The sequence below is a fragment of the Variovorax sp. Sphag1AA genome, from assembly GCF_014192575.1.
GTDB lineage: Bacteria > Pseudomonadota > Gammaproteobacteria > Burkholderiales > Burkholderiaceae_C > Variovorax.
This window is the reverse complement of record NZ_JACHYC010000006.1, coordinates 19,072-44,310: the sequence shown is the minus strand read 5'-3', so window position 1 is coordinate 44,310 and position 25,239 is coordinate 19,072. Positions and strand designations below refer to the sequence as shown.

The window sequence follows — 25,239 nt, the reverse complement described above, 5'->3', positions numbered from 1 at the left end:
CTATTCAAGAGTTGATGTTTGCAGCCGCGCACTATGCGGCGCTGGTGGTTTTTGTCGCCAGCTGCTGGGGCTTCGGGCGGGCAGTGCTCGTTCGCTTCGGCGCGCCGGCGCGTCCTGATGTCTGGCTCGAGGCGGCGATGGCCATCACGACCGGCATCGGGATCTTCATCTGCGTCTTCCAGGCTTTCGGCATCGTGGGCTGGTTCACGCCGACGGTCGTCGTGGCAATGGTCGCGCTCGGTGTCGTGGTGGCGATTCCGCAGCTCCCGTCGTGGCTGCGCCAGGTGCGCATGCGCGAGGTGCCCCCGGCGCTGTCCTGGCTCGAGAAGACGGGGATGATCGCCCTCGTGCTGCTCGCAGTCATGACGCTGGCTGCGCCGCTCGCGCCGCCGGCCGTATTCGACGAGCTGATGTACCACCTGCCGTATGCCCGCGAAGTGGCGCACAGCGGCAAGCTCGGCATCTACGAGTGGCTGCGTTATCCCTGGTTTCCGTACAACTACAACCTGCTCTATGCCGGTGCGCTGATGGTCGGCAACGGCAACGATGTGTTCCCGCACCTGCTCAATGCGCTCGCGGGCTGGACCTCGGTGCTCATCGTCTACCGGCTCGGCGTCATGCACATCAATCGCGTGGTGGCCTGCGTGGGCGCGGCGATCTGGCTCGGCATGGGCGACTACACGGGCGCGCTGATCGACACCAGCGTCGCGCTGATGGTGATCGCAGCCTGTGCGGCGCTGTGGTGGTGGCGCGAATCGCCGTCGCCCCAGGGCGCACGCTGGCTCGCGCTCTCGGCGTTCTTCCTTGGCATCGCGGTCGGCTCGAAATACCAGGCACTGACGGTGCTGCCCTTGCTGGGCGTGTTCGTGCTCTGGCACGAGCGCCGTCCGCGCGTGCTGGCGGTGGCGCTGCTTTGCTTCCTGATCCCCTGCATCTACTGGTATGCCCGCAACGCGATCATGACCGGCGATCCCTTCAACCCGATCGGCGCGCGCGTGTTCGGCTTCACCAACTGGAACGCCTCGGACTACCACCAGCAACTGCAGGACGTGCGCGACCACGCCTCGCTGCCGACCCCGCTGATCTGGGCGGTGCTGGCGGTGCCCTTCAGCGCGCACTGGAAGCGCTCCGCCGCGTTGCGGGCCGCGACGGTGTTCTGCATCTATTCGCTTTTCGTCTGGACTCTCACTTCGCGCTATCCGCGCTACCTGGTTCCCTCCTTTCCGATGCTTGCGCTGACGGCGGCCGTGGGTTGGCAGACGGTGTTCGGCGGCATCGCCGCCAAGTTGCGCCAGACGATGCCCGAGCGCGACCGCAGCGGCGGGCTCGACCGAGTGGGTCGGTGGCTCGCCATCCTGCTGCTGGTGGTTGGGGCCGGCGTTGTCTTTCACAAGACGCGAGAGAAGGTGTCGATGATCGCGACCACACCCGAACAGCGCGAAGCGTTCCTCCGCAAGAACGTGCCGGGCTACGCGGTGATGAACTACCTGCGCGAGCATGCGACGGGCCGCGTCTACCAGATCGCGCTGAGCGAGGCGACCTACTATGGTCCGAGCCCGGTCTGGGGCGACGCGCTCGGGCCGTGGCGCTACTCGGACTTCATCATCTTCCCTCCCGCGGACTATGCGCGAAAGCTTGCCGAAAAAGGCTTCGAGGCGATTGCCGTGTCGCTGCCAACCGCGACCTACCTGGAGGCGCAGCCCGGCTTCAGCGAGCAGTTCGCGCTGATCTACGAGAAAGACAATGCCAAGGCCTACCGCATTCGCCAGTACAGAAATGACCGAGCACCTTGACCCGCACCCACTGCGCATTGCCGCCGTGATCCCGTGCTTCAACGAAGCGCTGGCGATCGGTCAGGTGATCGACGAATTCCGCGCGGCACTGCCCGAGGCGGAGATCCATGTCTTCGACAACAACTCGACCGACGACACCGCGGCCGTCGCAAGTGCGCATGGTGCCTTCGTCACCCACGTGCCGCTGCGCGGCAAGGGCAACGTCGCGCGCCGCATGTTCGCGGACGTCGAGGCGGACATCTACGTGATGACCGATGGCGATGCGACCTACGACCTGAGTGGTGTGCGCGGCCTCATCGAACGGATGATCGAGGGCAACCTCGACATGGTGGTCGGCTCGCGCGTGGACGCGGGCGACGACGCGCAGACCTACCGCCGGGGCCATCGCTTCGGCAACCGCCTCTTGACCGGCGCGGTCGCGAGCCTCTTCGGCGGCCACCTGAAGGACATGCTCTCGGGCTACCGCGTGTTCTCGCGGCGCTATGCCAAGTCGTTCCCGGCGGTGTCCAAGGGATTCGAGATCGAGACCGAGCTGACCGTGCATGCGCTCGAACTGCGCATGCCCTTCGCGGAAGTGCCGGGCCTCTATCGCTCGCGCCCAGAAGGCTCCGAGAGCAAGCTGTCGACCTACCGGGACGGCTGGCGCATCCTGCGGACGATCTTCAAGCTCTTCGTGAGCGAACGGCCGCTGCTTTTCTTCAGCAGCGCTGCGGCCGTGCTGGCGCTGATCTCGATCGTGCTGGCTGAGCCACTGGTCGTCACCTATTTGCGGACCGGACTGGTCCCGCGGTTCCCGACCGCCGTGCTCGCGACGGGCACCATGCTGATGGCGATGCTGTCCTTCGTCTGCGGCATCGTGCTGCACACGGTGACCATCGGGCGGCAGGAGGCCAAGCGACTGCGTTACCTTGCGATTCCGGGCGTGCGCCACCGGGGCCAGTCGTGAGGATCGGCAAGGAGTTCCTGTCGTTCGCGATCGTCGGCGCGATCGGCTTCGTTGTTGATGTCGGGGTGCTCTATATCGCATCGCCACACCTGGGCTGGTACGGCGGGCGGGTGCTGTCCTGGACGGCCGCCGCGACGTTCACGTGGCTGCTCAACCGGCACTTCACCTTCCGTGCGCGGCAGTCAGGCGCCTCGATCGTGCGCGAGTACGTGCACTACATGCTCACGATGATCGGCGGCGCGGTAGTCAACTACGCCGCCTATGTGCTCACGCTGCATTGGGTGAGCGGCTCCTGGGGCCCGGCGCTCGGTGTTGCGGTCGGAAGCGGCGCCGGCCTCGTGGTGAACTTCATCTCTGCCCGATACCTGGTGTTCCGCGCCGCGCGCGAGCACTGAGCAGGCGCTTCAGTGCGCGCCTGAAACCACCACGGGCACTTCGGTCGCAGGCGGCGTGTTGCGGCTGCGGCCGCAGCGCACGATGCCGTCGATCATCACCATGCCCACGCCGGGGATGTCTCCGAGCTGAACGCTTTCCAGCAGCGTCTTGCCGGACGTGTGCTGCGCGCGGTCCATGAAGACGAAGTCGGCATCGCGGCCGGGTTCGATCAGGCCGCAGTTGAGATTGCGCATGCGCGCGGTGTTGCCGGTGGCAAAGCAGAACACCAGCTCGGCCGGGATGTTCGCGAACGCGGACAGCAGCGACACCATCCGCAGGATGCCCAGCGGCTGTACGCCCGAACCCGCAGGCCCGTCGGTGCCGAGGATCACGCGGTGCGGGCACTTCAGGTCGATCGCCGCCTTGGCCGCAGCGACTGCAGTGCGCTCGTTGCCGTTGTGCACGATCTCGATGCCACGCGTGCTCTTCTCGCACAGCTCGCACACATGCGTTTCCGACAACGAGGTGTGGCCGCCGTTGATGTGGCCGATGATGTCGGCGTCGGCTTCGAGCACGGTGTCCTTGTCGATGTAGCCCGAGCCCGGTACCGACGGCCCGCCGGTGTGGATCGTGCTCTGGATGCCGTACTTGCGCGCCCAGGCGACCATCTCCTTGGCCTCGTAGCCGGCCTTCACCGTGCCGAGGCCCACTTCGCCAAGCAGGCTGACGCCGGCTTCCGCGAGTTCCTTGAAGTCGCTCTCGACCATGCCCTTCTCGATGACGGGCGCGCCGGCCACCACCTTCACGCCACCCGGGCGAAAGGCGTCGAAGGCGCGCTGTGCGGTGATCGCCAGGGCTTTCAGGCCGACGATGTCCTTGGGGCGGCCCGGGTAGTGCACCTCGCCCGCGGAAATCATGGTGGTCACGCCGCCGTTCATGCTCGACTCGATCCAGTTGAGCTGGCTCTGGCGCGGCGTCCAGTCGCCCGCGACCGGGTGCACGTGGCTGTCGATCAGGCCGGGCGCGACGCAGGTCTTCTTCGCGTCGATGACGGTCTTGGCGCCTTCGGTATCGCAGTCCTTTTCCTTGCCGACCGCGACGATCAGTCCGTCGTTCGCGACGATGGTGTCGGCATCGAGGATGGGCTTGTCGATGTCGCCCGAGAGCAGCAGACCTATGTTCCGGATGACGACCTTGCCTGACTTTGCGGCGCTTGCGACTTCTGCCATTTCGTAGCCTCTTCGTGGGGTGTAGCTGTGGAGGATTCGTCGGAAGCCCCGGCATCGACGGTGCGCAGCACCGTCTCGATCACGAAGTCTTCCCAATGCGTGACGGCTTCCGGCGTTTCGAGCGGCTCGCCGAGGAAGGCGGTGAGTGTGTGCCGGTTCGACATGTAGAAATAGCCGGTCGATGCGATGAGCAGGTAGAGGTCGCGCGGTGCCACGTCGGCGCGAAAGAGGCCCTGCGCGACGCCGCTCGTCATGATCTCGCCGATGAGCGAGATCGCCTGCGACGAGTACTCGCGCGCGCGCAGCGACTTCGCGATGTGCCGGCCCTTGTGCAGGTTCTCGGTGTTGAGCAGCGTGACGAAGTCGGGGTTCTTGCGGTAGTAGCCCAGCACGAAACGGATGAGCGCCGTGAGCGCTTCCACCGGCCGCGAAGCATCGAGCGCCAGTGCGGCCTCGGCCTCGTCCATGCGCCGGTAGATCCCTTCGAGCACGGCAATGAAGAGGCCTTCCTTGCTGCCGAAGTAGTAGTAGATCATCCGGTCGTACGACCTCGCGGCCTGCGAGATCTTCTCGACACTGCCGCCGTCGTAGCCGTATTTGGCGAACACCTTCGTCGCCGCGCGAAGGATGCTTTCGCGAGTGGCTTGCGCCGCGGCTTCGCGCACGCCGGTGCGGCGCTGGGGCTTGGCTGACGTGGCCTTGCGCTCGGGCATTCGCGGCGGACGATTACTTTTCGGCGAAGGCGCGCTCGACGACGTAGTCGCCAGGGGTGCTGGTGTTGCCTTCCTTGAAGCCGCGTCCTTCGAGGATGTGCTTCAGGTCCACCAGGAGCCCGGGGCTGCCGCAGAGCATCACGCGGTCTTCGGCCGGGTTGATCGGCGGCAGGCCGAGGTCGTCGGTGAGCTTGTTGCTTTCGATCAGGTCGGTGATGCGGCCCATGTTGCGGAACTCTTCGCGCGTCACCGTCGGGTAGTAGAGCAACTGCTTCTCGATGAGCTCGCCGAGGAATTCATGCTTGGGCAGGTGGTCGAGCACCAGGTCGTGATAGGCCAGCTCGTCGACCTGGCGAACGCCGTGCACCAGGATGACCTTCTCGTACTTCTCGTACGTCTCGGGGTCACGGATGATGCTCATGAATGGTGCCAGCCCCGTGCCAGTGCCGAAGAGGTACAGGCGCTTGCCCGGCAGCGTGTAGTCGATGAGCAGCGTGCCCGTGGGCTTGCGGCCCACGATGATGGTGTCGCCCACCTGGATGTGCTGCAGCCGCGAGGTCAGCGGGCCTTCTTCCACCTTGATGCTCAGGAACTCGAGATGCTCCTCGTAGTTCGGGCTCACGATGCTGTAGGCGCGCAGCAGGGGCTTGTTGTTCACCTTCAGGCCAATCATGGTGAAGTGGCCGTTGGAGAAGCGCAGCGCCGGATCGCGCGTGGTGGTGAAGGTGAACAGCCGGTCGGTCCAGTGATGGACGCTCAACACTCGTTCTTCGCTGAATGCACTCATAAGGGTCGGAAATGGTGAAGGACTGAAAAGAAGCGAACCCTCTATTGTCGGCGACGCCCGTGGACTCGCGGGTAACGCTCACGAAAACACCATTGCAAGCATCGGGCCCGTTTGCTACATTGATCTTCAATGTAGCGATTGCCACATGAAAGTGTAGGGAATGCTACACAAACGTCAACTTCGGCACAAGCGGGTAACGGGCACGGTTGTTGCACTCCCGCCGGCCTGAAATTCACGAGAGCCCCGCGATGACCGAACACACGAAAACAGACGGACTGCCCGGCATGGACATGCCCGTGATGCCCGACGTAGGAGGCCGCTCCGCGCTGCGCAACGAGAAGATGAGCACGAGCAAGGTCGAGTGCAACGCGTGCCCGGTGCTGTGCCAGATTTCCGAGGGGCGCACAGGTGCGTGTGACCGCTACGCGAACCGCGAGGGCATGCTGGTGCGGGTCGATCCGGTCGTGCTGCTGCGCCGCGAGCTGTCGAGTGAAACGCCGGTACTGGTGCCTTTCGCGCAGGCCGATGCCGACGCCGAGGCCAAGGAAAAGGCGTCCGACTGGAGCGGCGATCTCCTCCATAGCGACGAGGTCTTTGTGACCGGCGTGGGCTCGTCCACCACCTACCCCGACTACAAGCCCGCGCCCTTCATCGTGGCCTCGAAAGCCAGCGGCGTCGACATGGTCACGGTCGTGACCGAAGGCATCTTCAGCTACTGCAGCTTCAAGGTGAAGATCGACACCGACCGCTTCCTCGGCGCCGAGCAGGCCAACGTCCGCTACAAGGGCGAAGTGGTCGGCCATGTCACCACGGCCGAGTACGGCTCGCAGATGCTGTCGCTCGGCGGCGTGCATCACCTCACCGGCGGCAGCAAGAAGGAAGGGCGCATGACCGCCGAGCTGATGCAGCTGCTCGGCAACAAGAAGGCGGTCGAATGCGTGATCGACGGCGGGGCCAGCATGGTGATCCAGGCCGGCCGCGCACCGATCGTGAACGGCGTCGAAGAGCAGCGGATGCGCGTGGGCTGCGGCTCGGCGGCCATCGGCATCTTCGCGCGCCAGCTCTTCGGGCATGCCGACGAAGTGGTGGTGGTCGACGACCACATCACCGGCGTGCTGACCGAACACCAGGCCGGACGCTGCCTCGACATGCCTGCATCGGGTATCCAGATGCGCGGGCGCAAATCGACGCCGGGACGCTACTTCCAGGTCGCGAATCCGGGCACCGGTTGGGGCGGCACCGACATCAGCGATCCGCTGTCGATCATCGAGGGCTGGGAAGAGGGCGTCGCGCGCCCCGGCCTCAAGCTGCTGATGACGTCGACCACCGGCGAGCATGCGCAGTGGTATGTGCTCGACGACCAGCTTCGCCCTGTCGAGCAGGAAATGCCCGAGGAGGTGCGTCGCATCGTCAACCGCATCGGCGAGAACTGCGAGCCTTCGCTGTGCACGGTGCTCTTCCTCGGCGGTGCGGGCGGTAGTCTTCGTGCGGGCGTCACCGAGAACCCGGTGCTGCTCACGCGCGCCATCAAGCGCGCGCTGGTCAACGTGACCTGCGGCGGTGCGCCGGCCTACGTGTGGCCGGGCGGCGGCATCACGGTGATGGTCGACGTGACGCGCATGCCCGACAACAGCTTCGGCACCGTGCCGACGCCGGCGATCGTGGCGCCGATCGAATTCAGCATGCGCCGCGACGACTATCAGGCGCTCGGCGGCCACATGGAGCATGTGTTCTCGATCGAACAGGCACTCGCGCGAGGCGCCTGGCACAACGATGGCGCACCGCTCGCGCGCCAGTGGCTGCGCATGGACGCGGCCAACCCCTGGCCGCTGGGCCAACCCCCGATGCTGGGCTGATGATGACCGCCCAACGCACCGCGCTCGACGGTGGCCGCTGGCATCTGAATCACGGCCCCATCGACATCGTGGCCGAAGCGCATGGCGATGCGGTGGAAGTGGCCGTGGCACACGAGCACGCGTGGCGCCGCTTTCGCACGATCCTCGATGAGCTCGTCGGCGAACTGCCGCTGCTTCGCCAGCCTGTCGGTGCCGAATGCGCCTTGCGCGGCCCCGTTGCGCAGCGCATGTGGCAGGCGTGTGCGCCATTCAGCGAGGGCTTCATCACCCCGATGGCGGCGGTAGCGGGTTCGGTCGCGCAGGAACTCATCGGCTGCTTCCATCGTCCCGGCATCGAGCGCGCGTGGATCAACAACGGCGGCGACATCGCATTGCACCTTGCGACGGGCCATTCGGCGCGCGTGGGGCTCTTCGCGGACCTAGCCCGCTTCGACCTGCGCGACACCGGCCCGCTCACGACCGACGGCCAGTTCGAGATCACCGCGGACATGCCCGTGCGCGGTGTCGCGACCAGTGGCTGGCGCGGGCGCAGCTTCTCGCTCGGCATCGCGGACAGCGTGACCGTGCTCGCCGGAACCGCTGCTGAAGCCGATGCGGCCGCGACGGTGATCGCGAATGCCGTCAACGTCGACGATCCCCGAATCCACCGTCTTCCTGCGAATGAATGCAAGGACGACAGCGACCTCGGCGACCTGCTCGTCACGCGCGATGTCGAAGCGCTCCCGACGTCGCAGGTGCACCGCGCACTCGATGCGGGCGTTGCATGCGCTGAGGCCCTGCAGCGCAGGGGTCTCGTGTGGTCCGTGGTGCTGGTTTGTCAGGGGCAATGGCGCGTGGTGCAGCCCTTAAGCTCCCGGGGGACGAACCCGCCGCTGCAGATGGCGTCCACTGGCGTCGGCGGTGCAGTTGGTTCAGTATTTGCTTAACGAAAAGCAGGACTTGTTTTCATGATCGATATACGTCGTGTCTTCACCCAGGTCGAGCACATCCACCACGAGTTCGGCCCCCGCGCCGCAACGCCGCTGGTGCGTGGCGCCATCGCCGCCGTGCTGACCAATCCTTTCGCGGGCCGCTACGAGCCCGACATCCTTCCGATGATGAAGCTGCTCGATCCGGTGGGCCTCGACATGGCGCATCGGCTGCGTGCGGCGATGGACGTGCCGGTCGAGCGCATCGCCACGTACGGCAAGGGCGCGATCGTCGGTGCGGCCGGCGAGCTGGAGCACGGTGCGCTGTGGCACGTGCCCGGCGGCTATGCGATGCGCGAGCTGCTCGGCTGGAAAGGTGATCGCGATGCCTACCGACAGGGCAAGGCCGAGGAGAAGACCGGCCAGCCCGCCAACGCACTCGCGATCGTGCCGTCGACCAAGAAGGTCGGCGCGCCCGGCACCACGCTCGACGTGCCGTTGACCAACATCAACGCCAGCTACGTGCGTGGCCAGTTCGACGCATTTGAAGTGCGCGTGCCCGGTGCGCCGGCGGCCGACGAGATCGTCTTCATCCTCGCGATGAGCACCGGTTACCGCGTACATGCGCGCGTCGGCGGGTTGCTTGCCGAAGACATCAGCAAGTGGGATGGCCTCCGCTGAGCCGGTCCCTTCCGCATCCAGAGACACAAGGAACAAAACCCATGAGTGCCAACATCCGCAAGCTCGTCATCCAGGTCGATGAAACCCGCAAGGAAATGGGCAAGACCATCGAGCCGCCCACGCGCCGTGCCGTCGCCATCGCGGTGATCGAGAACCCGTACGCGGGCCGCTACAGCGAATCGCTCGACGAGCTGATCGCAATCGGTGAAGAACTCGGCGCGCTGCTCGGCCAGAAGGCCGTCGCCGCGCTCGGCATCGAACCCGGCCAGGCTCAGAGCTACGGCAAGGCCGCCATCGTCGGCGAATCGGGCGAGCTGGAGCACGCCGCTGCGATCCTGCATCCCAAGCTCGGCGCACCGCTGCGCGTGGCGGTGGAGAAGGGCGCGGCGCTCGTGCCCTCTGCCAAGAAGCGCGGCACGCTCGGCACCGCCATCGACGTGCCGCTGGGCCACAAGGACGCCGCTTTCGTGCGCAGCCATTTCGACGCGGTCGAAGCGCGCGTGTCGGATGCGCCGCGAGCCAACGAGATCGTCGTCGCCGTCGCGGTGACCGACAGCGGCCGCCCTCTGCCGCGCATCGGCGGCCTGCAAGTTTCCGAAATCAAGGGCGTCGACGGACTCCGTTGAGCCGCATGCCACCATTCGTTTCTCTGCAATAAACCTCGAGGAGTTCCCGATGACCCCAATGCGCTTCGCCTTCACCGCGGCCGCCGTCGCCACGCTCGTCACCGCACTCGTTCCTGCGCATGCGCAAGGCGTGATCAAGATCGGTGAGATCAACAGCTACAAGGCGCAGCCCGCCTTCCTCGAGCCCTACAAGAAGGGCATGGAACTCGCGGTCGACGAGATCAACGCGGCCGGTGGCGTCAACGGCAAGAAGATCGAGCTGATCAGCCGCGACGACAACGCGAACCCGGGCGATGCGGTGCGTGTGGCCGAAGAGTTGGTGTCGCGCGAGAAGGTCGACATCCTCGCAGGCACCTTCCTGTCGAACACCGGCCTCGCGGTTGCCGACTTCGCGAAGCAAAAGAAGTTCTTCTTCCTGGCGGGCGAGCCGCTGACCGACAAGCTCACTTGGCAGGGCGGCAACGCCTACACGGTGCGCCTGCGCCCCGGCACCTACATGCAGGCCGCGATGCTCGTGCCTGAGGCCGCCAAGCTGAAGAAGAAGCGCTGGGCCGTGGTCTACCCCAACTATGAATATGGCCAGTCGGCGGTCGCAGCGTTCAAGCAACTGCTGAAGGCTGCGCAGCCCGACGTGGAGTTCGTCGCCGAACAGGCCACGCCGCTCGGCAAGGTCGACGCCGGCAGCGTGGTGCAGGCGCTGGCCGATGCGAAGCCCGACGCGATCTTCAACGTGCTATTCGGCGCGGACCTCTCGAAGTTCGTGCGCGAAGGCAACACGCGCGGCCTGTTCAAGGACCGCGAAGTCGTCAGCGTGCTGACCGGTGAACCCGAATACATGGACCCGCTGAAGGACGAAGCGCCCACCGGCTGGATCGTGACCGGCTACCCGTGGTACGGCATCACCACTGCCGACCACAAGAAGTTCGAACAGGCCTACCAAGCCAAGTTCAAGGACTACCCGCGCCTCGGCTCGGTGGTCGGCTACAGCATGATCAAGTCGGCCGCAGCCGGCATCGCGAAGGCCAAGAGCACCGAGCCTGAAAAGCTGGTCGCGGCCTTCAAGGGCCTGCAGGTGGACACGCCGTTCGGCAAGATCACCTACCGCGCCGAAGACAACCAATCCACGATGGGCGCGTTCGTGGGCCGCACCAAGAACGAAGGCGGCAAGGGCGTGATGGTCGACTACGTCTACCTCGACGGCGCCGATGCGAAGTACCAGCCGTCTGCTGCCGAAGTCAAGAAGTCCCGCGCTGCGGACTGACTGAGCTAGTGAGGCGAACGGGTCATGAGCTTTTCCGGTTTCATCGTCCAGCTTCTCAACGGGCTGGCGAGCGCGTCGTCGCTGTTTCTCGTCGCGGCAGGGTTGTCGCTGATCTTCGGCGTCACGCGCATCGTGAACTTCGCGCATGGCTCGTTCTTCATGGTCGGCATCTATGTCGCCTACACGCTGGTCGACCGGCTGGGCGGCGGCATGGGGTTCTGGCCTGCGCTGGTGCTTGCGGCGCTCGCAGTGGGCGTGCTCGGTGCGCTCATCGAGATCGTGCTGCTGCGCCGCATCTACAAGGCGCCGGAACTCTTCCAGCTGCTGGCGACCTTCGCGCTCGTCCTCGTCATCAAGGATGCGGTGCTGTGGTTCTGGGGGCCGGACGAACTGCTTGGCCCGCGCGCGCCGGGGCTCGCGGGATCGGTGTCGATCCTCGGGCGGCAGTTTCCTTCGTATGACTTGTTCCTGATCGTCGTCGGGCCGGTGGTGCTCGGCCTCGTGTGGATGCTGCTCACCCGCACGCGCTTCGGCACGCTGGTTCGCGCCGCGACGCAGGACCGCGAAATGGTCAGTGCGCTCGGCGTCAACCAGGCGTGGCTGTTCACGGCCGTCTTCGCGCTCGGCGCACTGCTGGCTGGGCTCGGCGGCGCACTGCAACTGCCGCGCGAACCCGCGACGCTGGAGATGGACCTCAACACCATCGGCGCGGCCTTCGTCGTGGTCGTGGTGGGTGGCATGGGCTCGATCCCGGGTGCGTACGTGGCTGCGCTCCTCATTGCCGAGATCAAGGCGATCTGCATCTGGCTTGGCGTGGTCGATGTGTTCGGACTCAGCGTGTCGTTCTCCAAGCTCACGCTGGTGGTCGACTTCCTCGTGATGGCGGTAGTGTTGGTGTGGCGTCCGTGGGGGCTGTTCGGCAAGCCGCAGGCGCCGAGCCGCTACGTCGGAATGCAGGAAGAGCCGCTGCGCCGACCCAGCAAGACCTACCTGATCGCGGCCGGCGTGTTCGGCCTCGTGCTGGCCGCGGTGCCGCTCATCACCGCCGACTCGCCCTACACCACGGTGCTGATGATCGACCTGATGATCGCGGCGCTGTTCGCCACCAGCCTGCACTTCATCATGGGGCCGGCGGGCATGCATTCCTTCGGCCATGCGGCGTACTTCGGCCTCGGGGCCTACGGTGCCGCGCTGCTGGTGCGTGCGAGCGGCATGCCGATGGAACTTGCGCTCATCGTCGCCCCACTCGTGGCTGCGATCGGTGCCTTCGTCTTCGGATGGTTCGCGGTGCGCCTTTCAGGCGTGTACCTCGCGATGCTCACGCTGGCCTTCTCGCAGATCACCTGGGCCATCACCTACCAGTGGGACAGCTTCACCGGCGGCAGCAACGGCCTGACCGGCGTGTGGCCTTCGGCATGGCTGTCCGACAAGCGGGCCTACTACTGGCTCACGCTGCTGCTGGTCGGCGGTGGCGTGCTGTGGCTGCGCCGCGTTCTCTTCTCGCCTTTTGGCTACACGCTGCGCGCGGGCCGTGACTCGGCACTGCGTGCGGATGCGATCGGCATCGACGTCAAGCGCATGCAATGGGCCGCCTTCGTGATCGCGGGCATCGCGGCGGGCCTTGCGGGTGCGCTCTTCGCCTTCTCCAAGGGCAGCATCTCGCCGGAATCGCTCAGCGTGGGCAAGTCGGTCGACGGCCTCGTGATGGTGCTGCTCGGCGGCATCCAGACGCTGGCCGGACCGGTGGTCGGCGCAGTGACCTTCACCTGGCTGCACGACACCGTCGCGCGCAACACCGACTACTGGCGCGCGATGCTGGGCGGGATCATCCTGCTGCTCGTGCTGCTGTTCCCGCAGGGCATTGCCGGCTTTGCCAAGCAACTCTTCGATCGCAAGCGGCACGCCGAGGAAGCCGCCGAACTCAAGGAAGCGAAGGCATGAGCCTCCTGAAAGTCACTGAACTCGGAAAGTCCTTCGGCGGCGTGAAAGCCGTCGACGGCATCAGCTTCGATCTCGCGCCGGGCGAACTGCTGGCGCTGATCGGGCCGAACGGCGCGGGCAAGTCGACCACCTTCAACATGGTCAATGGGCAATTGAAGGCGGATCGCGGCTCGATCCTGCTCGACGGCGAGGAGCTCGTCGGCAAGAAGCCGCGCGAGATCTGGCGACTGGGCGTGGGCCGCACCTTCCAGATCGCGGAGACGTTCGCATCGCTCACCGTCGTCGAGAACGTGCAGATGGCGCTGCTGTCGCACGACAACAAGCTGTTCTCCACTTGGCGACGTGCATCCGACCACAAGCGCGACGAGGCGCTTGCGCTGCTTGACCAGGTCGGCATGAAGTCGCAAGCGGATCGCCCCTGCAGCGTGCTCGCCTACGGCGACGTGAAGCGCGTGGAGCTTGCGATCGCGATGGCCAACAGCCCCAAGCTGCTGCTGATGGACGAGCCCACAGCCGGCATGGCGCCCAAGGAGCGCAACTCGCTGATGGCGCTGACCAAGCAACTCGTCATCGATCGCGGCATGGCGGTGCTCTTCACCGAGCACAGCATGGACGTCGTGTTCGCGTACGCCGACCGCATGATCGTGCTCGCGCGCGGTCGCCTCATCGCGCAGGGCAAGCCCCTTGAGATCCGCGACCATCCAAAGGTGCAGGAGGTCTACTTCGGCAGCGGCAAGACCTTCGAGAAGATCGCCGAGAAGGCAGCCGCGGTGAACGCGGCAGTGGGAGAGGCAGCATGAGCGCCGCGCCGGGCCGCCCCAAGCAAGCTCGCACCGCAGTGCGAAGCACGGAGGTTTTCCAATGAGCTCGCATGAAGTGTTGCTCGAAGCCAAGGCGCTGTGCGCCTGGTACGGCGCGGCGCAGATCCTCTACGACGTGGACCTCGAGGTGCGTCGTGGCGAAGTCGTTGCTTTGATGGGCCGCAACGGCGCAGGCAAGTCCACCACGCTCAAGGCGCTTATCGGCATGCTCGCCAAGCGCCGCGGCGCGGTGCGCTTTCTCGGCCATGACATCTCGAAGGCCGAGCCGCATCACGCGGCGCGCCTCGGACTCGGCTTCGTGCCGGAAGACCGGCGCGTGTTCACCGACCTCAGCGTGATGGAGAACCTCGAAGTCGGCAAGCAGGCCGCGCGCCGCTGGAGCGACGGCACCGATGCGCCGCTGTGGACGCCCGAGCGCCTGTTCAAGCTCTTCCCCAATCTCGGCGAGATGCCGAACCGCCCGGGCGGCCGCATGAGCGGTGGCGAGCAGCAGATGCTGACCGTGGCGCGCACGTTGATGGGCAATCCGTATCTCGTGCTGCTCGATGAGCCCTCCGAAGGCGTCGCCCCGGTCATCGTCGAGCAGATGGCGAACATGATTCTTGAGCTCAAGGCGCAGGGCGTGAGCATCCTGCTGTCGGAGCAGAACATGCACTTCGCCGAACTGGTGTCGGACCGCGCATACGTGCTCGAGAAGGGCCAGATCCGCTATCAGGCCACCATGGCGGAACTCGCGGCAAACGACGAAGTGCGACGTGCCTATCTGAGCGTCTGAAACCTTTCATCAACCCGAGGAGCGAAACATGCACAACACCCAACGCAGATCCCTCTTGAAGTCGGCCGCAGCCCTGGGGCTGATCGGCGGTCTCGGCGCTTCGGCGCCGTTGTTCGCGGCGGCCAAGATCAAGCCCGGGGCCAATGCGGCGCTGATCGTGGTCGATGTGCAGAACTGCTTCGTCGACGGCGGCACGCTGCCGGTGAAGGGTGGTGCCGAGGTGGTGCCGCTGATCAACAAGCTCGCCGGTTCGTTCGACAACATCGTGGTCACGCAGGACTGGCATACGCAAGGGCATGCATCGTTCGCGAGTGCGCACGATGGCAAGAAGCCGTTCGAATCCACCAAGCTCAGCTACGGCACACAGGTGCTGTGGCCCGACCACTGCGTGCAAGGCACTGACGATGCCGCACTCCACAAGGACCTCAAGCTGCCCACCGCGCAGCTCATCATCCGCAAGGGCTTCCACAAGGACATGGACAGCTACTCGGCGTTCGAGGAAGCCGACCACAAGACCGCGACAGGCCTTGCCGGCTACCTCAAGGCGCGCGGCATCAAGACCGTGTTCGTCACGGGCCTCGCCACCGACTTCTGCGTGGCGTGGACCGCGATGGATGCGCGCAAGGCCGGGTTCAACGTCTACGTGATCGAGGACGCCACGCGGGCGATCGATCTCAATGGTTCGCTTGCCGCGGCGTGGAAGCAGATGAGCGCGAAGGGTGTGAAGCGCATCCAGTCCTCCGACATCGAAACCGTGTGAACCGCCCCCCACGGTTCGACCTGACCGTCAACGGACGCCGCGTCGAACTCGCCGCGTCCCGCGAGGCGACGCTGCTGCACGTGTTGCGCAACGACCTGGGGCTGAACGGCCCCAAGTACGGTTGCGGGCTCGGGCAGTGCGGGGCCTGCACCGTGTGGGTCGATGGCGTGGCTGCGCGCGCGTGTGTCATTCCTGCGCAAGGCGTCGCGGGCCGCGAGATCACCACGCTTGAAGGGCTTGGGTCTCGTGAATGCTGGCACCCCGTGCAGCAAGGCTTCGAAGACGCGCAGGCCGCGCAATGCGGCTACTGCCTCAACGGCATGGTGATGCAGGCGGCCGCGCTGCTTGCGCGTGAGCCGAACCCGAGCGAGGCACGCATCCGCAGCGAACTCTCCGGCAACCTGTGCCGTTGCGGCACGCACGTGGAAATCGTGGCCGCCGTGCAGCGCGCCGCACTTGCAATGGCCGGAGGCGCCGACTCGTGACGCGGCGTGCCGACCTGCCACGCACGCGCAGCGAATTCCTGAATGCCGATGGCATGCTCGTCATCGTGCGCGACACGCCGCCCGCCCCGCCGCAGGCCAAGGGCCAGCCGGCACTCATCGCGGGCAATCCGGCCGAAGGGCCGGAAGTGCTACTCGCAGTGTGGGACGACGGCAGCGTCACCGCGCTGAATGGGCACGTCGATCTCGGCACCGGCATTCAGACCGCGCTGTCGCAGATCGTGGCCGAGGAACTCGATGTGCCGCTCGGGCAGGTGCGCATGGTGCTCGGCGACACCGCACGTGCGCCCAACCAGGGCGCGACGATCGCGAGCGCATCGATCCAGATCCACGCCGGCCCGTTGCGCCACGCAGCAGCGCAGGCGCGCGCGTGGCTCGTCGCGCAGGCGTCGGAGCGGCTGGGCGTGCAGCCTTCGCTCCTCGAGGTGCGCGACGGCTGCGTGCACGCCGGCGACGATCCCGCGTTCAGTCTCGGCTTTGGCGAACTGGTCGCCGGTGCGCGCGCGGTGCTCACGCTCGATACGGTCTCGCGACTGAAGGACCCGGCCGACTACCGCATCGTCGGCAGCCGCATTCCCCGCGTCGACATTCCGGCCAAGCTCGCAGGCGAGCTCGTCTTCGTGCACGACATGCGCGTGCCCGGCATGCTGCACGGGCGCGTGGTGCGGCCGCCGTACGCCGGCGCCGACCATGGCGACTTCATCGGCAACACGCTGGAGTCGGTGGACGAGTCGTCGATTGCGCACATCCCCGGCATTCGCGCGGTGGTGGTCATTCGCGACTTTGTCGGCATCGTCGCGGAGCGCGAGGAACAGGCCGAGCAGGCGCTGCGCGAACTGCGCGTGACGTGGAAGTCGTGGCCCGGCCTTCCGTCGCTCGACGATCTCGAAGGTGCACTGCGCGCGAACCCCGCGACGCAGCGCCTGCTGGTCGATGAAGGCAGCGTCGACGATGCGCTTGCGAGTGCCGCGCAATCGATGCCGCGCACCTACGTGTGGCCCTACCAGATGCACGCGTCGATCGGCCCGTCCTGTGCGCTCGCCCACTGGGAGCCCGATGACGGCTTCAGGCTGCGCGTATGGGCCGGTTCGCAGAATCCGCATGTGCTGCGCGCCGATCTCGCGAAGCTCGTGGGTCTCGAAGACTTGCAAATCGACGTGGTGCGCATGGAGGCGGCCGGCTGCTACGGCCGCAACGGCGCGGACGATGTCGCGGCCGATGCGGCATTGCTGTCGCGCGCCGTTGGTGCGCCGGTGCGGGTGCAGCTCACGCGCGAGCAGGAACACGCATGGGAGCCCAAGGGTGCGGCGCAACTCATGCAGGTGCGCGGTGGACTCGATGCCGACGGCAACGTCGCAGGCTATGACTACGAGACCTCCTATCCATCAAACGGCGCGCCGACGCTGGCGCTGCTGCTGACGCGCACTGTCGAGCCCGTCGCGCAGGCCTTCGAGATGGGCGACCGCACCGCGCGTCCTCCGTACTCGTACGGCAACCTGCGCGTGAAGGTCAACGACATGGCGCCGATCGTTCGCGCCTCGTGGTTGCGCGGCGTGTCGGCCTTGCCGAGCTCGTTCGCGCACGAGTCATACATCGATGAACTGGCGACCGCGGCCGGCGTCGATCCGGTCGCGTTCCGGCTGCGCCATCTGCACGATCCGCGCGCGGCAGACCTCGTTCGAGAAACTGCCCAGAAAGCCGGTTGGCGCATGCGCACCGGCCCGCAGGAGAACGCCGATGGCGGGCTCGGCCCTGGTGGCGACATCCTCTTCGGCCAGGGCTTCGCCTATGCGCGCTACGTGCACAGCAAGTGGCCGGGTTTCGGCGCGGCGTGGTCCGCATGGGTGGCGGATGTCGAGGTCAACCGCAAGACCGGCGAAGTGCATGTGCGCCGCGTGGTCGTCGGGCACGACGCGGGCCTGATGGTGAACCCGGCGGGCGTTGAGCATCAGATCCACGGCAACGTGATTCAGACCACCAGCCGTGCATTGAAGGAGCGCGTGCGCTTCGCGGAGCAGCCGCAGCCGGGCACCGAGTTGCAGGCCGGCGTGTCGCCCTCAGGCGTGGTGGCGAGTCGCGAGTGGGGCAACTACCCGATCATCAATTTCCGCGAAGTGCCGGTCATCGAAGTCGTGCACATGCAGCGGCCCGGCGAGCCGCCGCTGGGTGCGGGTGAGTCGTCGTCCGTGCCGGGTACGGCGGCGATTGCGAATGCGATCTTCGATGCCACGGGGGTGCGCTTTCGTGCGCCACCGTTCACGCCGGAGGTGGTGCGGGCGGCACTCAATCCGCTGCCGCCGCCGACAGGGGAAGAGCCGCCCAGAGCGGAGCCTCGAACCGCACCGGCGGATGCGCCCTGGCCTCGCCGACGCGGGCTCTGGGCAGGCGCAGGTGCCTTGCTCGTCGGCGCGGTCGGCGTCGTCACCGGTCTGCTGGGGTGGCGCCCGGCGATCGCGCCGGTGTCGTTCAGCGCGCCGGCCTACAGCGAAGCGACCGTCGAACGCGGCCGCACGCTCGCGGCGCTCGGCGACTGCGCGGTCTGCCACACGGCGGCGGGTGGCGCACCCAATGCCGGCGGCCGTGCGATGGAAACGCCCTTCGGCACGATCTACACCACCAACCTCACGCCCGACGCGGAGACGGGCCTTGGCCGCTGGTCGTTCAGCGCCTTCCAGCGCGCGATGCGCGAGGGCATCTCGCGCGACGGCCATCACCTGTATCCGGCCTTTCCGTACACAGCCTTCGCGAAGACCAGCGACGATGATCTGCAGGCGCTCTACGCGTACTTCATGTCGCTGCCGGCAGTGCGGTCCGAAACGCCCGCGGCCGAGCTGAAGTTCCCCTTCAGCGCGCGCCCGCTCATGGCGGGATGGAATGCGCTCTTCCACGATCCGTCGCCAATGCAGCCGGTCGCGACGCAGAGCGCCGAATGGAATCGCGGCGCCTATCTCGTCAACGGCCTCGGGCACTGCGGCGCGTGCCATACGCCGCGCAACGCGCTGGGCGCGGAGCAGGGCGGGGCGGCCTTCCTGTCGGGCGCGATGGTGGATGGCTGGGAAGCGCCATCGCTGACGTCGCTCTCGAACTCGGCGGTGCCGTGGAATGCCGATGCGCTGTACGACTACCTGCGTCATGGCCACGCAAAGCACCACGGCGTTGCGGGCGGCCCCATGGCGGAGGTTGTGCGCGAACTCGGCGCCGTGCCCGATTCGGACATCCGCGCCATGGCGACCTATCTCGCGTCATTCAATCCGAAGCTCTCGGCAGAAGCGGCCGCCACGCAGGCGCAACAGGCCGTTGCCCGTGGGGCCGCCGCGCAGGGCCGTCTGCTCGGCACCGGGCAGCGCATGTTCGACGGCGCGTGCGCCGCCTGCCACCACGATGGCGATGGCCCCACGCTGCTGGGCGTGAACACGCCGCTGGCGCTCAACAGTAATCTGACGAGCGCGCGGCCCGACAACCTGCTGCGCACCATCCTCGATGGCGTTCGCGACCCCGCCACGCGCGACATCGGCTTCATGCCGGCCTTCCGCGAAGTGCTCGACGATGCGCAGATCGCCGAACTCGCCGGCTACATGCGCGCCCGTTTCGCGCCGCAGGAACCGCCGTGGCACGACTTGCGCGGCAGCATTGCGCGCGTGCGTGCGGAAAGCGGTCCCCACGCAGCGCCGTGAGGCTTCGTGAGGCGCCACGAAATCGGCGCCGTCCCGTACGATCCGCAGTCGCAAAAGGCCGAACCACCGGCCCATCACACCAGGAGACGCCCGCATGACCTCGACGCTTACGTCCGCCCAGTCCCTGCCTCGCGATGCCGGGCGCGCCACGCTCGTCGGCCGGCTCTGGATGTCGGACATCGGCCCGGTGCTCGTCGCGGTCCATGAGGGCGGCTTGCACGACCTGTCGCGTGTCGCGGCAACCATGAGCCAGTTGCTGGAGCATGACGATCCGGTTGGCACCGTGCGTGAGGCGCTGCGCGACGAGATGACCCAACGCGTGGCCTCGCTGGATGCGTCGCTCGCCAACAGCGATGAGTCGAAGCGCGACACCCGGCACCCGTGGCTGCTCGCGCCCTGCGACCTCCAGGCGGTGAAGGCCAGCGGCGTCACCTTCATCGCGAGCCTGCTGGAGCGCGTGATCGAGGAACAGGCGCGCGGCGATGCGTCGAAGGCCGAGTCGATCCGCTCGGCGCTTGGCGACCTGCTCGGCGACAACCTCGCGGGCATCGTTCCGGGTTCGCCGCAGGCCGCGAAGGTCAAGGACGTGCTGATCGCGCAGGGCGCGTGGTCGCAGTACCTCGAAGTCGGCATCGGGCCCGACGCGGAAATCTTCACCAAGGCGCCTGTGCTTTCGGCGGTGGGTACCGGCGCGGATGTCGGCATTCACTCCGGTTCGGTGTGGAACAACCCGGAGCCCGAGGTCGTGCTCGCGGTCAACAGCCGCGGCCAGACGCTCGGCGCGGCACTGGGCAACGATGTGAACCTGCGCGACTTCGAGGGCCGCAGCGCGCTGTTGCTCGGCAAGGCCAAGGACAACAACGCTTCATGCGCGATCGGGCCCTTCATCCGCCTGTTCGACGACCACTTCGGCATCGACGACGTCCGGCGCATCACGGTGGGTCTGCGCGTGATAGGACCGGAGGGCTTCACGCTCGACGGGTCGAGCTCTCTGTCGAAGATCAGCCGCGACCCGCTCGATCTCGTGTCGCAGGCGCTCGGCCCGCATCACGCCTATCCGGACGGGCTGATGCTCTTCCTCGGAACGATGTTTGCGCCCACTCAGGATCGGCATGGCCCGGGCCAAGGCTTCACGCACGTGGTGGGCGACCGGGTCACCATCTCGGCGCCCGAACTTGGCGCGCTGGAGAACCGGGTCGTGCATGCCGAAGACGCGGCGCGCTGGACCTTCGGCATCGGCGCGTTGATGCGCAATCTGGCCGGACGTGGATTGATCTAGTTCACCCCCAGGCTCGCGCACTTCGTGTCGCTCTCCACCCCCTCTCCGGGGGCGAACCCGGCGGCCCGGCCTAGCCGGTTCCGCGGGTTCCCTGGCTCTTGGGGGAGCCAGCGCGCTGGACTACACGCGTCGCAGGCGCCAGCGCTGCGCTCCGAGCAGCGCGAAGACTCCGACCACGCTGGCCGCGAACAAGACCCAGAGACCGGTCGTGTAGCCCCCCGCAGGGGTCCACAGCAGTCCGAGGAGCAGCGGCGCCATCGCGCGCGCAACCGCGCTCGGCAGCCCGAGCGCTCCGTTGAGCGTGGCCACATGCTCGCGATTGACGTATTGCGCGATCGCCGTCCCCTTGACGATCGTCAGCATGCCGTTACCCATCCCGTAGAGCAGCACGAACCAAAGCGCCGCCGCCGGGTGACCCGCGCCGGCAATCAGCGTGACGAGGCCGAGCGGTATCAGGCAGGGGATCAACCGGTTCGCGAGATGCAGGTCGAAGTGATGCTCGAAGAAGAAGAGCAGCACACGGCCCAGCACCTGCATGAGTCCGATGCTCGCCGGGACCGCGATCGCCCAGGCCTCCGGCAGGCCTGCGCCGCGCAGCAGGCTCACCATGTGCGGGGGCAGCGCGGCGGTCACCGCCATCAGCAGCACGGTGAAGATGCCAACCATCAGGAAGGGGGCGCTGCGCAGGTAGTGCGCGGCCGGACGTGCTGCCGGGTTGGCGTGGTCGGCTGATCGCCGGGCAGGCCCGGGCGCATGCCGCAGCACGCGCGCATGCAGGGGCACGCAGACAAAGAGATGGATTGCCGCGAGCACCCACAGGGCATGCCGCCACCCAAGTTGAGCGATCAGCCAGGCACCCAGCGGAATGAAGACCGTGCTCGCGAGCCCGCCGAGAAAGGTCAGCGTGATGATCGCGCGCCGGAAATCATGGGGAAAGCGCCGCGTGACGATCGCGAACACTGGGTTGTAGAGCGTCGCCGCCAGCGCGCTGCCGAGCAGCAGCCACACCGCGTAGAACGCAGCGGCGCTGCCGATGAAGCTGTGGAGAAGCAACCCCGCCGCGATCAGCAGCGAGCCCCCGGTCATCACCGCGCGCTCATGGCCCCGATCAATCCAGCGGCCCACCGGCCATGCCATGACGCCCTCGGCCAGCAGCGCGAGGCTGAAGGCGAGCGACGACTGGGCGCGGCTCAGGCCGAGGTCGCGCTCCACCGGCTCCATCAGGAGCGCGAAGACGTAGAAGACGCTGCCCCAGGTGATGAGCTGGCCCACCGAGAGGAGGGCGACGAGGCCGCGGTCGTAGGCCGGGGGTGCGGATGTTGTTGTTGCGGGCGCGCCCATGTCGCCGACTTTAGCGGTCGCTCGGGTCAGACCGCCGCCTTCAACGCTCTCCGGTATTGCACCGCCTCCGCGACGTGCGGGACCTCGATGCTCTCCGACTCGGCCAGATCCGCGATCGTCCGCGCCACCTTGAGCGCCCGATGCGTGCTGCGCGCCGACCAGCCCAGCTTCGCAGCCGCGGTGTGCATGAACTTCAGCGCATCAGGTGCGAGCGACGCGTGCCGGTCGATCTCGGCGCCTTGCAGCACGTGATTCGTCTTGCCTTGCCGAGCCAGGGCACGTTCGCGTGCACGCACGGCGCGTTCGCGGATCGTCCCGGTCGCTTCACCGGCAGGCGTGTCCAGCAACTGCTCGGCCGACACCGCCGGCACTTCGATATGGATGTCGATGCGATCGAGCAGCGGCCCGCTGAGCTTGCCCTGGTAGCGCGTCACCTGGTCGGGCGTGCAGCGGCAGGCCTTCAGCGTCGAGCCCAGGTAGCCGCACGGGCACGGGTTCATCGCGGCGACCAACTGGAAGCGGGCCGGGAACTCCGAACGCCGCGCGGCGCGGACGATCGTGATGGTGCCGGTTTCCAACGGCTCGCGAAGCGCCTCCAGCGCCATGCGCGAAAACTCGGGAAATTCGTCCAGGAACAGGACACCGTGGTGCGCGAGCGAGATTTCGCCCGGCCGCGGCGGTGATCCTCCGCCGACCAGCGCAACCGCACTCGCGGTGTGATGCGGGCTGGCCGTCGGCCGGCGCATCCAGCGACCGGTGTCGAAGCGGCCGCCCAGGCTGGCCACCGCGGCGGATTCGAGCGCCTCGTCGACGGTCATCTCCGGCAGGAGCCCAGCAAAGCGCTGCGCCAGCATCGACTTGCCAGAGCCCGGCGGCCCCACCATGAGCAGGCTGTGATTGCCCGCGGCTGCGATCTCCAGTGCCCGCTTTGCGCCGGCGTGACCTTTCACGTCCGCGAGGTCGGGATGCCCGTCCGCGATGGCCGGCGGTGACGGCACGATGCGCGTCCAGCCTTCCGCGGCAGGCGCCTGCTCGCTGCCCGCCGGCAGGAACTGCTGCACCACATCCATCAGATGCCGGGCCCCGTAGACCTGCGCTCCGGGGACGAGCGAGGCTTCCTGCGCGCTGTACGCCGGCAGCACCAGCCGCGTCGCGACGCCACCGGTGTGCAGCGCCAGCGCCATCGCCAGCGCGCCGCGCACCGGCCGGAGCTGGCCCGACAGCGAAAGCTCGCCGGCGAATTCATGGCCGGCGAGCTTGGCCGCATCGATTTGCCCACTCGCCGCGAGGATGCCCAGCGCGATCGGCAAGTCGAACCGCCCCGAGTCCTTCGGCAGGTCCGCCGGGGCGAGATTCACGGTAATCCGCTTGTTGTTGGGAAATTCGAGGCCGGCGTTCTGGATGGCCGACCGCACGCGCTCCCGCGCTTCCTTTACTTCCACATCGACCAGCCCGACCAGCGTGAAGCTGGGCAAACCATTGGCCAGATGCACCTCAACCGTCACGCTGGCAGCTTCCAGGCCCAGCAACGCGCGGCTTTGCACCAAACACAAACTCATTGAACTCCCTGTCACCAAGATGGTGCACCATCTTTTCTTGTTCATCACGACGTACATGCCTGCGCAACCTTTGTTAACGGGTCTTTGAAACGCTTTGGCACGCTCCCTGCTTTGAGGTGGTTTCAAACCCACTTTCAAAACACTCCGAGGAGTCACTCGATGATGCACCGTAAACCCGACCAGATCCTGGCTTTGGTCGCCCTGGCCGCCCTGCCGATGCTTGCAAGCGCGCAGACGGCTGATCCTGCTGCGGCATCGCCGCTGACGGCCAACGTCTCCTTGACGTCGAACTACAAGTTCCGCGGCCAGGATCAGGACATGCTCGGGAACAACGACTTCGCCAAGACGAGCGCCTGGAAGCCGGCGATCCAGGGCGGCTTCGACTACGCGCATTCGAGCGGCTTCTACGTTGGCAACTGGAACTCCAGCGTCAACTGGCTCAAGGGCAACTCGGTCGAGATGGACTTCTACGGCGGCTACAAATTCAAGGCCAGCGTCTTCGACCTCGACTTCGGCGTGCTGCAGTACTACTACCCGGGCAACACCGCCGGCAACACGACCGAGATCTACGGCGCCGCGACGTACTCCGACGACACGCTCGGCTCCTTCACTGCCAAGTACTCGCACACCGTCTCGGACGACTACTTCAACTACGCGGGCAACAAGGGCGGCTCGGGCCTCGACGGCAAGAACACCGGCTACCTGAACCTGTCGTACAGCAAGGAAGTGTTCCCCAAGGTGACCTTCAAGGCCGCAGCGGGCTACACCTACTTCAGCAGCGACATCCGCAGCCTGGGCTACAAGCGCTACTGGGACTACAACGTGGGCGTCGGCTACGACTTCGGCGGCGGCCTCTCGCTCACCGGATCGGTGCAGGGTGCCACCGAACAGAGCGCTTTCAACGTGATCGCGAACCCGGGCGTCGAGATCAACGGCGTCACCTTCGGCCAGACCACGTACTCGCCGAACAAGACGCGATTCATCCTCACGCTGACCAAGACGCTCTAGTAGTCCTGCGGACGCGGCCCGGACAGGCCGCGCCGCTTCCATCCATCTGTAGGAGAACATCATGAAGCTGGTCACAGCCATCATCAAACCCTTCAAGCTCGACGAAGTGCGCGAGGCCCTCTCGGCCATCGGCGTGCAGGGCATCACCGTCACCGAGGTCAAGGGCTTCGGCCGCCAGAAAGGCCACACCGAGCTGTATCGCGGCGCGGAATACGTCGTCGACTTCCTGCCCAAGGTCAAGATCGAAGCGGCCGTGGCCGATGAGCTTGTCGAACGCGTGATCGAGGCCGTCGAAGGCGCCGCACGCACCGGAAAGATCGGCGACGGCAAGATTTTTGTCTACGACCTCGAACAGGTCGTTCGTATCCGCACGGGTGAAACCGGCCGCGAAGCCCTCTGAAAC

General features: G+C 66.7%; 22 protein-coding genes. 17 read left to right on the top strand and 5 right to left on the bottom strand.

All coding sequences use genetic code 11. The features are described from left to right. Positions 1-14 precede the first annotated feature (14 nt). From FHW64_RS23030 to FHW64_RS23020, 3 genes are read left to right on the top strand one after another with little or no spacing between them, the layout of a single operon-like run. Complete coding sequence (locus FHW64_RS23030) at positions 15-1,793, top strand: glycosyltransferase family 39 protein (protein WP_184530557.1); 1,779 nt, start codon at positions 15-17, stop codon at positions 1,791-1,793. Continuing rightward, a complete protein-coding gene (locus tag FHW64_RS23025; RefSeq protein WP_184530556.1) occupies positions 1,777-2,739 on the top strand; it encodes a glycosyltransferase family 2 protein in 963 nt (320 codons plus the stop codon). The genes FHW64_RS23030 and FHW64_RS23025 overlap by 17 nt, the downstream gene beginning before the upstream one ends. Continuing rightward, complete coding sequence (locus FHW64_RS23020) at positions 2,736-3,134, top strand: GtrA family protein (RefSeq protein WP_184530555.1); 399 nt, start codon at positions 2,736-2,738, stop codon at positions 3,132-3,134. The genes FHW64_RS23025 and FHW64_RS23020 overlap by 4 nt, the downstream gene beginning before the upstream one ends. 9 nt (positions 3,135-3,143) lie before the next feature. On the opposite strand, the gene FHW64_RS23015 is transcribed toward FHW64_RS23020, so the two are convergent. From FHW64_RS23015 to FHW64_RS23005, 3 genes are read right to left on the bottom strand one after another with little or no spacing between them, the layout of a single operon-like run. Further along, positions 3,144-4,343, bottom strand: a complete 1,200-nt coding sequence (locus FHW64_RS23015) for an amidohydrolase family protein (protein ID WP_184530554.1) — start codon at positions 4,341-4,343, stop codon at positions 3,144-3,146. Further along, positions 4,289-5,056, bottom strand: a complete 768-nt coding sequence (locus FHW64_RS23010; RefSeq protein ID WP_184530553.1) for a TetR/AcrR family transcriptional regulator — start codon at positions 5,054-5,056, stop codon at positions 4,289-4,291. The genes FHW64_RS23015 and FHW64_RS23010 overlap by 55 nt, the downstream gene beginning before the upstream one ends. Positions 5,057-5,069: 13 nt before the next feature. Then, a complete protein-coding gene (locus FHW64_RS23005; RefSeq protein ID WP_184530552.1) occupies positions 5,070-5,843 on the bottom strand; it encodes a ferredoxin--NADP reductase in 774 nt (257 codons plus the stop codon). A gap of 248 nt (positions 5,844-6,091) precedes the next feature. On the opposite strand from FHW64_RS23005, the gene FHW64_RS23000 reads away from it, so the two are divergent. From FHW64_RS23000 to FHW64_RS22945, 12 genes are all read left to right on the top strand, one after another. Further along, entirely contained in the window at positions 6,092-7,699 is a 1,608-nt protein-coding gene (locus tag FHW64_RS23000) for a 6-hydroxynicotinate reductase (RefSeq protein ID WP_184530551.1), read from the top strand. A 2-nt stretch (positions 7,700-7,701) separates the two neighbouring features. Continuing rightward, positions 7,702-8,625, top strand: coding sequence for a UPF0280 family protein (locus FHW64_RS22995; RefSeq protein ID WP_184531088.1), 924 nt, complete (start codon positions 7,702-7,704; stop codon positions 8,623-8,625). A gap of 21 nt (positions 8,626-8,646) precedes the next feature. After that, complete coding sequence (locus FHW64_RS22990) at positions 8,647-9,288, top strand: amino acid synthesis family protein (RefSeq protein ID WP_184530550.1); 642 nt, start codon at positions 8,647-8,649, stop codon at positions 9,286-9,288. A 41-nt stretch (positions 9,289-9,329) separates the two neighbouring features. Further along, positions 9,330-9,914 (top strand): amino acid synthesis family protein, encoded by a 585-nt coding sequence (locus FHW64_RS22985; protein WP_184530549.1) that lies wholly within the window; start codon positions 9,330-9,332, stop codon positions 9,912-9,914. A gap of 49 nt (positions 9,915-9,963) precedes the next feature. After that, entirely contained in the window at positions 9,964-11,175 is a 1,212-nt protein-coding gene (locus FHW64_RS22980; protein ID WP_184530548.1) for an ABC transporter substrate-binding protein, read from the top strand. Between the two features lie 24 nt (positions 11,176-11,199). Further along, positions 11,200-13,116 carry an ABC transporter permease gene (locus FHW64_RS22975; RefSeq protein WP_184530547.1) on the top strand — a complete coding sequence of 639 codons (1,917 nt, stop codon included), beginning with the start codon at positions 11,200-11,202 and terminating at the stop codon, positions 13,114-13,116. Continuing rightward, a complete protein-coding gene (locus FHW64_RS22970) occupies positions 13,113-13,916 on the top strand; it encodes an ABC transporter ATP-binding protein (protein ID WP_184530546.1) in 804 nt (267 codons plus the stop codon). The genes FHW64_RS22975 and FHW64_RS22970 overlap by 4 nt, the downstream gene beginning before the upstream one ends. A 61-nt stretch (positions 13,917-13,977) precedes the next feature. After that, positions 13,978-14,712 (top strand): ABC transporter ATP-binding protein, encoded by a 735-nt coding sequence (locus tag FHW64_RS22965; RefSeq protein ID WP_184530545.1) that lies wholly within the window; start codon positions 13,978-13,980, stop codon positions 14,710-14,712. 28 nt (positions 14,713-14,740) lie between these two features. Beyond that, entirely contained in the window at positions 14,741-15,472 is a 732-nt protein-coding gene (gene pncA / locus FHW64_RS22960) for a bifunctional nicotinamidase/pyrazinamidase (protein WP_184530544.1), read from the top strand. Then, positions 15,469-15,957 carry a (2Fe-2S)-binding protein gene (locus FHW64_RS22955; RefSeq protein ID WP_184530543.1) on the top strand — a complete coding sequence of 163 codons (489 nt, stop codon included), beginning with the start codon at positions 15,469-15,471 and terminating at the stop codon, positions 15,955-15,957. Before pncA ends, FHW64_RS22955 begins: the two co-directional genes overlap by 4 nt. Next, on the top strand, positions 15,954-19,649 hold the full coding sequence (locus FHW64_RS22950; RefSeq protein WP_184530542.1) for a molybdopterin cofactor-binding domain-containing protein: 3,696 nt from the start codon (positions 15,954-15,956) through the stop codon (positions 19,647-19,649). Before FHW64_RS22955 ends, FHW64_RS22950 begins: the two co-directional genes overlap by 4 nt. A gap of 94 nt (positions 19,650-19,743) precedes the next feature. Then, on the top strand, positions 19,744-20,928 hold the full coding sequence (locus FHW64_RS22945) for a fumarylacetoacetate hydrolase family protein (RefSeq protein ID WP_184530541.1): 1,185 nt from the start codon (positions 19,744-19,746) through the stop codon (positions 20,926-20,928). Positions 20,929-21,048: 120 nt separating this feature from the next. On the opposite strand, the gene FHW64_RS22940 is transcribed toward FHW64_RS22945, so the two are convergent. Both FHW64_RS22940 and FHW64_RS22935 read right to left on the bottom strand, forming a co-directional pair. Then, a complete protein-coding gene (locus FHW64_RS22940) occupies positions 21,049-22,269 on the bottom strand; it encodes an MFS transporter (protein ID WP_184530540.1) in 1,221 nt (406 codons plus the stop codon). A 26-nt stretch (positions 22,270-22,295) separates the two neighbouring features. Further along, the gene (locus tag FHW64_RS22935) at positions 22,296-23,828 is read right to left on the bottom strand and encodes a YifB family Mg chelatase-like AAA ATPase (protein ID WP_184530539.1); all 1,533 of its coding nucleotides are present in this window, start codon (positions 23,826-23,828) and stop codon (positions 22,296-22,298) included. Between the two features lie 162 nt (positions 23,829-23,990). On the opposite strand from FHW64_RS22935, the gene FHW64_RS22930 reads away from it, so the two are divergent. Together FHW64_RS22930 and glnK are read left to right on the top strand one after the other, a co-directional pair. Then, the gene (locus FHW64_RS22930; RefSeq protein WP_409350645.1) at positions 23,991-24,836 is read left to right on the top strand and encodes a TorF family putative porin; all 846 of its coding nucleotides are present in this window, start codon (positions 23,991-23,993) and stop codon (positions 24,834-24,836) included. Between the two features lie 61 nt (positions 24,837-24,897). Then, a complete protein-coding gene (gene glnK, locus FHW64_RS22925; protein WP_088955064.1) occupies positions 24,898-25,236 on the top strand; it encodes a P-II family nitrogen regulator in 339 nt (112 codons plus the stop codon). The last annotated feature ends 3 nt before the right edge of the window (positions 25,237-25,239 follow it).